Origin of the sequence: Paenibacillus alginolyticus DSM 5050 = NBRC 15375, from assembly GCF_000422905.1 — a bacterium.
Taxonomy (GTDB): domain Bacteria; phylum Bacillota; class Bacilli; order Paenibacillales; family NBRC-103111; genus Paenibacillus_E; species Paenibacillus_E alginolyticus.
In genome coordinates, this window is the sequence record NZ_AUGY01000172.1 from 1 (window position 1) to 8,214 (window position 8,214).

Sequence of the window (8,214 nt, forward strand, 5' to 3'; positions counted from 1 at the left end):
AACCATTTGACCAAATCCGTTCTTGTCTTTTCGAAAATCGTTCCGGTGATCACGGTTGTTTGGTGTTGGCAATTCGTACACTCGTAAAGAGGTAAATTACGAGTCTTAATTTCGTAAGCCTTCTGGTGCTGACATTTTGGACAGTGATATCCCTCAGGCCACTTCATCTTGAACAAATGCTGATGGCAAGCTTCCTCGGTTTGAAACTTCTTTTGAAATTGAATAAGATTCATCGATTCTTGCTTTGCCATAAAAATCACTCCCGAACATATGTTTGATTTCATTATACCAAACATTAGTTCGTATTTAAAGACATTCCTGAGCTAACTGGATAATCAAATTAAATAATAGCTTTCAATGCCTTTTACAGGGCCGAGGATAAATTGTGAAAAGGGGGATCTATATGGAAGGGGCATCTAAATTCGTTGATCGTGTCTTGAATGGTTTAATTGCTTTCTCACTATTATCCATGTCCATTCTTGTTTTTGGGAATGTGGTGTTACGCTATGCATTCAATTCAGGGATTACCTGGTCTGAAGAAATGTCTCGCTATTTTTTTATCTGGATGATCTTTTTAGGAGCCATTCCTGCGTTAAAAGATAATGAACATCTGGGCGTCGATATGCTCATTAAAAAGCTTCCAGCTCGTGGGAAAAAGATCGTGTATGTGATTAGTAATTTATTAATTCTTTATGCATTATGGTTAGTTACTGATGGCGGTTGGGCATTAACTCAGATCAACATGGACAGTACAGCACCTGCAACCGGGCTACCGCTCTACTATGTTTCGGGGATCATCCTTGTAATGGGTATAGGTATGGCCATTATCGTATTATTCAAGTTATACAAGGTCCTGTTTACGAAAACAAATGCAGATGATCTTATTCTTACAACTGATTCTGAGGAATTACTAGAGTTTGAACCAACTAGAAAAGCAAATTAAAGGAGGTGACAGTTCATGGCGTTGGCGGTTTTCGTTGGGTCTCTGCTAGGGACTATGGCTCTTGGTGTCCCGATTGCTTTTGCTCTATTATTAAGCGGCATTTGCTTAATGTTTGTATTAGGTAACTTTGACACTCAAATTCTCGCTTCCAATCTTTTGGATGGTGCAGATAACTTCCCTCTTATGGCGATCCCGTTTTTTATCCTTGCAGGGGAGTTGATGAACGCAGGGGGGATTTCCAAGCGTATTATCGCATTTGCAATGTCACTAGTGGGTCATATTCGCGGTGGATTGGGTTATGTAGCGATTATTGCAAGCGTTATCTTTGCCGGACTTTCCGGATCCGCTGTAGCTGATACGGCAGCACTTGGAGCTATCTTAATTCCGATGATGGTAAGAGCGGGATATGATCGCAATCGATCGGCCGGATTGATCGCCGCAGGTGGAATCATTGCCCCAATAATTCCACCAAGTATTCCGATGATCATTTTTGGGGTGACGAGTGGAGTTTCCATTACGAAGCTGTTTATGGCAGGGATTATTCCTGGCCTGCTGCTTGGGGTATCTTTGGCATTATGTTGGGCGTGGGTTGTACGCAAAGATAAAGTAGAAGTGCAACCGCGCAAATCCGCAAAGGAAGTGTTCGCAGCCGGTAAACAAGCGATATGGGCGCTCATCCTACCTGCCATTATCATAGGTGGGCTGCGCGGGGGAATCTTCACTCCAACAGAAGCGGCCGTGGTTGCTGCCTTCTATGCTTTCTTCGTAGGGATCGTTATTTATCGTGAGCTGAAGTTTCAACATCTTTACAAACTGTTAGTATCAGCAGCAAAAACAACCAGTGTTGTCATGCTGTTAGCAGCTGCAGCCATGGTTTCCGCCTGGTTGATTACGGTAGCGAATATTCCAGCTCAAGTCACTACTTTGCTGACACCATTCCTTGATAATCAAATCCTTCTATTATTTATGATTAATATTTTAGTCTTTATCGTCGGAACGGCAATGGACTTGACACCGACCATTCTCATTCTTACACCTGTATTAATGCCCTTAGTTATCGGGGCAGGTATTGATCCCGTTTATTTCGGGGTGCTCTTTATTCTTAATAATTGTATCGGGCTATTAACGCCACCCGTTGGGACCGTTCTCAACGTAGCCTGCGGTGTTGCCAAAATCGGGATGGATGACATTATGAAAGGAGTCATGCCATTTTTAATTATAGAAACGTTGTTACTTATAGTGCTCATTCTATTCCCCGCACTTGTTACAGTTCCGGTTCATTGGTTGATAAAGTAGAGGAGGTATTAAGCCATGAAGAAATGGAAGGTAGTCGTTACCGATTGGGAATACGAAGATTTAAGTTATGAGAAAGAGGTACTACACCACGATAAAATAGAGTTCATTCCTGCCCAGTGCCGTACAGAGGAGGAGGTAATAGATGCATGCCGTAGTGCGGATGCTCTTATCAACCAGTATGCTCCGATCAGTGCTAAAGTGATTGCGGCGTTAGAAAACTGCAAGGTCATTACACGTTACGGAGTAGGGGTAAATACGATTGATCTTGAAGCTGCTGCAGAAAAAGGAATTTGTGTTGCCAATGTGCCGGATTATTGCAAGGATGAAGTTGCGGATCATGCTCTCGCTCTATTGCTTAGTTGGACTCGTAAAGTGACTCTGGCGAATCAATATGTGAAAAGCGGCAAATGGGATTTCAACCTAACTAAGCCCATTTATCGTTTGAGAGGGCGGGTTCTTGGTCTGGTAGGTTTCGGTATGATTCCACAATCATTGGCTGAAAAGGTAAAACCCTTAGGATTGCAAGTGATCGCTTATGATCCCTACGTTACGGAAGAGGTGGCCGAGGAAAAGGGCGTGAAGCTTGTAACTTTAGATGAATTATGCCAACAGGCGGACATCATTTCTGTTCACGCCCCGCTTACCAAATCAACGCAAGGAATGATTAGCAGAGGCCAATTTGAACAGATGAAAAGAGACGCACTCATTATCAATACCTCCCGAGGACCTGTTATAGATGAGGCAGCTTTAATCGAAGCTTTATCGAAGGGAAGTATTGCAGGCGCTGCCCTGGATGTGTTGGAGGAAGAGCCAATAGGTTCGGACCATCCGTTGCTTTCTATGGAAAATGTGATTCTCACCCCCCATGTTGCATGGTATTCAGAAGAATCCGCTGTAGAGATGCGTTCCAAGGCAGCGATGGGGGTTGTGGATGTGTTGTTGCACGGAGAGTATCCTAAATATTTGGTAAACAAACAAGTGAAAAACAAAGTGCAGCTTAAAGATAATCAACCAAAGAATAGATATGCTGCACTTGTTAAATAAAACTTAGGGGGATTCCAATGAAAAAATGGATTAAAAATGTAACGGTAGGTCTTGTTATTCCCAGTTTGCTTTTACTAGCCGGTTGTGCAGGTGCTAACGGGGGACAAAAAAACAGTGCTCCAGCCCCGTCTCAGCCTGCATCTACATCTACATCTCCAACACCTACTTCTAACGGGATTAAAGAACGCACACTGAAAGCGGGCATTGGTCTAAATGAAGATCATCCAGAGGCACTGGGTTTGAAAAAGTTTGTTGAATTGGTAGATAAAAGTAGTGGCGGGAAAATTAAGGTTCAACCTTTCTTTGCAGCGACCTTAGGTGATGATCTGAAAATGACTCAAGCGCTGCAAGGGGGCACACAAGAAATTACCATCCCCTCTACCTCTCCTTTAGTAGGGATGATCAAGGAATACGGGATCTTCGACTTTCCGTTTGTCTTTAACAACGAGAAAGAAGCAGACGCCGTCTTAGATGGACCTCTTGGCCAAAAATTGCTGGATAAATTACCTGCCCAGAAGCTAGTCGGGTTAGCTTATTGGGAGAATGGATTCCGTAACTTGACTAACAGCAAACATGCTGTAGCCAAGGCAGAAGATTTCCAGGGATTGAAAATTCGTACTATGCAGAACAAGGTACATCTTGAGGCGTTTAAAGCTTTAGGTGCCAATCCAACACCCATGGCGTTCTCCGAAGTCTTTACTGCATTAGAAAGCAAAACAGTAGACGGTCAAGAAAACCCGCTGGCTACGATTCAATCTAGTAAATTCAATGAAGTGCAAAAATATTTAAGCTTGACCAAACACGTATATACTCCATTTGTATTCCTTATGAGTAAGAAATACTGGGATCAGCTATCTCCTGAAGAACAGAAGATTATGAAGGAGGCAGCTGTAGAGGCAGGGAAATATCAACGTGAATTGATTAGGGACGTGAATAAGAAGGCAGTGGAAACCTTAAAGGCTTCAGGCATGAATGTAAATGAAGTTACTCCTGAGGATGCTGCGAAAATGCAAAAGATTATTAAGCCTGTTACAGATAAATTCGCCAAAGAATTTGGTGAGGACTTGGTTAAGGAAATGTACGATGAAGTAGAAAAATTACGGAAGAAGTAGAAGTTGAAGTTGGAGGGCCATCAATGAAAATCATTGAACAATTGCTTCAGGACATTCCAATACCTCGTATGGTCAAAATTCAACAGAAGTTCCATGCACCGGAAATACAGGATGTGGCAGGTGCTGTTCATCAGGCGATCCAGGATGTGGATGTTTTATGCCGAATTTCAGTGGGTGACCGGGTTGCAATTGCCGTAGGAAGCCGTGGTGTGGCCGATATTCCGATTTTGGTAAGGGAAATGGTCAAAGCGGTAAAATCTGTAGGCGGTTATCCATTCATTGTTCCGGCTATGGGCAGTCATGGCGGGGCAACGGCGGAGGGTCAGAGGGAAGTATTGGAACAGCTGGGAGTGACCGAAGAATTTATAGGTGCTCCAATTTTTTCCAGTATGGACGTTGTAGAAATAGGAAGGTTGCCAAATGGCCTTCCTATTTACACCGATAAACATGCCTTTGAAGCGGATAGAGTTATCGTAATAAATCGAATTAAGCCGCATACGGCCTTTCGGGGACCGGTAGAAAGCGGGCTGATGAAAATGATCACAATTGGTCTGGGAAAACAGAAGGGTGCAGATGCCGCCCATGCGTATAGTTTTAAATACATGGCTGAACATGTCTTGGAGATGGCAAAGGCGGTCCTCTCGAAGGTACCTATTATTTTTGGACTGGGGACTATAGAAAATGCCTATGATAGACCATCAAAAATTGTAGCTGTACCCGGAGAAAAGCTAGAGGAAGTTGAACCTCAACTGTTACTGGAAGCCAAGGCTCTGATGCCAAGGATATTATTTGATCCTATTGATGTGCTGGTTGTAGACGAAATCGGCAAAGATATTTCGGGTGATGGGATGGACCCCAATATTACGGGGCGCTATGCCACGCCTTATGCAAGCGGCGGTCCGGAAGTTTCCCGGATTGTTGCACTTGGTTTAACAGATAAAACCCATGGAAATGCAAATGGATTGGGTTTGGCGGATATGACAACAAGAAAAACATTTGAGGCCATTGAATGGGAAAAAGGCTATGCTAATGCTCTGACAAGCACGGTGGTTCATGTTGTCAAAGTCCCGATGGTCCTCGAAACAGAGGAGTTGGCTGTCAAGGCTGCGATTAAAACATGTAATTGCTTGGAATTAGATAAGGTGAGGCTTGTGCAAATCCACAATACGCTTCACATAAAGGAAATTTGGATTTCGGAAAGCTTGCTGCCAGAGGCGATGGAGAGAGAGGATATTGAGATCCTGTCGAAACCGGAATTGTTGGTTTTTTGATCTAGGGAGGAGAATGAGAGATGTCATCTAGGTATCCAGCGATGGAGAGCAGGATTAATCCGTATCGGGACAATGTGCAGGGAAAAGCTAATGAACCGATTTGTGTGGCAGGTCTGCTTGATCGTTCCAAACAAATTCTAGGTTCTAGTTACGATGGTCCCGCACCGGATTGGTCACTAGAAGAAATTTATAATCGATTGGAAGAAAATGCTCCGCGGATTGCAATTATTGGGGGATCGTCCGATCATCCTGCTCATATTATGGATTTTCAAACCTCTGCCCGGGCGGCCATTCGGATTTGGCAGAATGGAGGAGTCCCGTTCTATTTCTCCACACCTGTCATGTGTGACGGAACGGCCCAAAGCAATCAAGGAATGAGCTATTCCTTGCAAAGCCGCAACGCGGTAGCCGAAATGGTGGTCAATCAGATAGAAGCCCATAGTTATCATGGGGCTTTCGTGCTACAGGGCTGCGATAAACAGCCACTTGGGGTTGTCAGTGCTGTGGCCCATTTGGACCGCATTCGTCAATACCGTGGAGAAGCGCCCTTTTTTGCTACATTTGCTCCGGCTCATGTACTGCAGGGTGGAACCATTCCTGCGGCCCTATTCGCTGAGCTGGAAGAAGTGGCTAATCAAGCAGAGCAGCAAAGTGATACCGATATCGCCAACGATTTGCGGGATGCAATGGCCTATATTTTGCAATGCTCTTCTAACACAGCATTTCAAGGTGTGCTGGAAAGAGCTTCAGAAAGAGGATTAATCACGAAGGAAGCGCATAAAGACTTTGAAAAAAGACTAGCTGTTGCTACGTGTGATGACAAAGGCGGGGTCTGTGCCTTTAATGGCACAGGGAACAGTTCACGCCATCTCGTAGCGGGAATGGGCTTGGTGCATCCGGCTTTAGAGCTATTAACGGCTCCTCCCAATCAAGAGCAGGTAAACCAAGCCCTCGATAGTTTAAAAGTTATGATCAATAATCCGGTATTTGGCGCAGCGAATATAATGGCGGCTAATATCAAAAATGCGATTCGAATTCATAGTGCGTCTGGTGGCTCCACCAACTTAATGATGCATATTGTAGCAGGCATGTTGTATGGAGGTTTTAAATTCAGTTTATGGGATCTGGATCAAATTCATCGTGAGCATCCGGTTCCAGATTTGTTTAATTACAGCTTAACGGAAGGACGGGACATCTTCGCACTCGCGATGCAGTGCTGCGACAGTAAGAGCAGAGGGATGGAAACCTTATTTTATGAGTTGATCCATAATGGCGTTCCGATGGATGTCGATGCCCCTACGGTTACCGGCACAACTTGGCGTGAGCGACTCGTTGATCCAAGCCACTTATCGGCCGATCATGTGACAGAAAATCCTGTCATTCTCTCTAAGCCTCGGCGGTCTTTTAGCGGAGTTGATGTGATAACCGGTAATTTCTTTGAAAGTGCGGTTGTCAAAATCAGCGGGATGACGACTAAACAATTAGATGAGTTTGATAAAAAAGTGGCCTTCGTTTTGTATTACGAAAATGAAGAGGAAGCCAATCGCAATTTGTTAGATTCTCACTTGTTAGAACGGCTGAAAGAAGAGAGAAGTTTTAAGTATGAAAATCTGTTGGCGGTTCTTAAGCGTAATTCCCCAGCCGAATTCGATGATTGGAAAGATGCAGAGTATGAAGCATTATTCGATCATTTGGTGGAGAAGGATACGCTGAAAATATCGGTGGTTGTTTCCGGTCAAGGCCCAGTTGCCTTTGGAATGCCTGAAATGTTTACCCCGATGCAGCATATTAACGCCAATCGCAAACTGAAACGTCTAGCCACCCTACTCAGCGATGGCCGATATTCAGGGGTAACCTATGGAGCCGCGATTGGCCATATGACACCGGAAGCAAGAGAAGGGGGAGGAATTCTCTATTTGCAAACAGGAGACATTCTTTATCTCAACTTGCGTGATCGAGAAATTCAATTTTTAGATGAAACGGCCTTTCAGGCGGGAACACTCGTATACCAATTTGATAAAGTTAAAATGGAAAGACAAGAACTCGCCGAATCAAGACTTCAAATGATTCGACTACGCAGCCGTCAGGTGGCGGCAAGCAACCGTTTGGCAGGACATACAGATGCTGCTCATGGCGTAGTTCCAATCGTTGTCTGTGAGGAAGCTGTCCATGATTATAAAACAGATGTAATATATAAAACGGTACAAATAAGTAAACCTGAAATATTCATGGAGCCTTTGGCCGATTGGAAGAATTGGTAAAACAAAGAAATTACTCATGCAACATCATACACATCTGAAATTTAAGAGATACAACAGAATGGTTCTCTTGTACGGTTTTCTAAGTAAACGAGTGGTATTCATAATAATTGCTTGGAAATGGGCATACTTGCCCGTTGCGCCAGAATACTACTTTTGAAATTTCGGCTGGATGACTCTAACCGTCATCCAAATCTAGGCAAGCGTTGGATATTCTTTAGTGTTTGGATGAATGGCTCTCTGTAAATACAGGAACTGCACAATTTCCATGTCCAGTAACGCCCAGAGTA

The 8,214-nt window shown here is 43.9% G+C and carries 7 protein-coding genes; 6 read left to right on the forward strand and 1 reads right to left on the reverse strand.

Translation table 11 applies throughout. The features are described from left to right. Positions 1-251: transposase (locus tag G519_RS46465; protein ID WP_036635328.1), on the reverse strand; the 251-nt coding region annotated here is incomplete at its 3' end. Positions 252-403: 152 nt separating this feature from the next. Between G519_RS46465 and G519_RS46470 the strand changes: the two genes are divergently transcribed. From G519_RS46470 to G519_RS46475, 6 genes are read left to right on the forward strand one after another with little or no spacing between them, the layout of a single operon-like run. Further along, positions 404-943, forward strand: a complete 540-nt coding sequence (locus G519_RS46470; protein ID WP_036635331.1) for a TRAP transporter small permease — start codon at positions 404-406, stop codon at positions 941-943. 15 nt (positions 944-958) lie between these two features. Beyond that, positions 959-2,239 carry a TRAP transporter large permease subunit gene (locus G519_RS0136945; protein WP_029198838.1) on the forward strand — a complete coding sequence of 427 codons (1,281 nt, stop codon included), beginning with the start codon at positions 959-961 and terminating at the stop codon, positions 2,237-2,239. Positions 2,240-2,254: 15 nt separating this feature from the next. Continuing rightward, a complete protein-coding gene (locus G519_RS0136950) occupies positions 2,255-3,283 on the forward strand; it encodes a C-terminal binding protein (RefSeq protein WP_029198839.1) in 1,029 nt (342 codons plus the stop codon). Between the two features lie 17 nt (positions 3,284-3,300). Next, positions 3,301-4,395 carry a TRAP transporter substrate-binding protein gene (locus G519_RS0136955; RefSeq protein WP_029198840.1) on the forward strand — a complete coding sequence of 365 codons (1,095 nt, stop codon included), beginning with the start codon at positions 3,301-3,303 and terminating at the stop codon, positions 4,393-4,395. Positions 4,396-4,418: 23 nt separating this feature from the next. Further along, positions 4,419-5,666, forward strand: coding sequence for a nickel pincer cofactor-dependent isomerase, group 22 (locus G519_RS0136960; protein WP_029198841.1), 1,248 nt, complete (start codon positions 4,419-4,421; stop codon positions 5,664-5,666). A gap of 20 nt (positions 5,667-5,686) precedes the next feature. Then, positions 5,687-7,927, forward strand: a complete 2,241-nt coding sequence (locus G519_RS46475) for a dihydroxy-acid dehydratase domain-containing protein (RefSeq protein ID WP_051254048.1) — start codon at positions 5,687-5,689, stop codon at positions 7,925-7,927. The last annotated feature ends 287 nt before the right edge of the window (positions 7,928-8,214 follow it).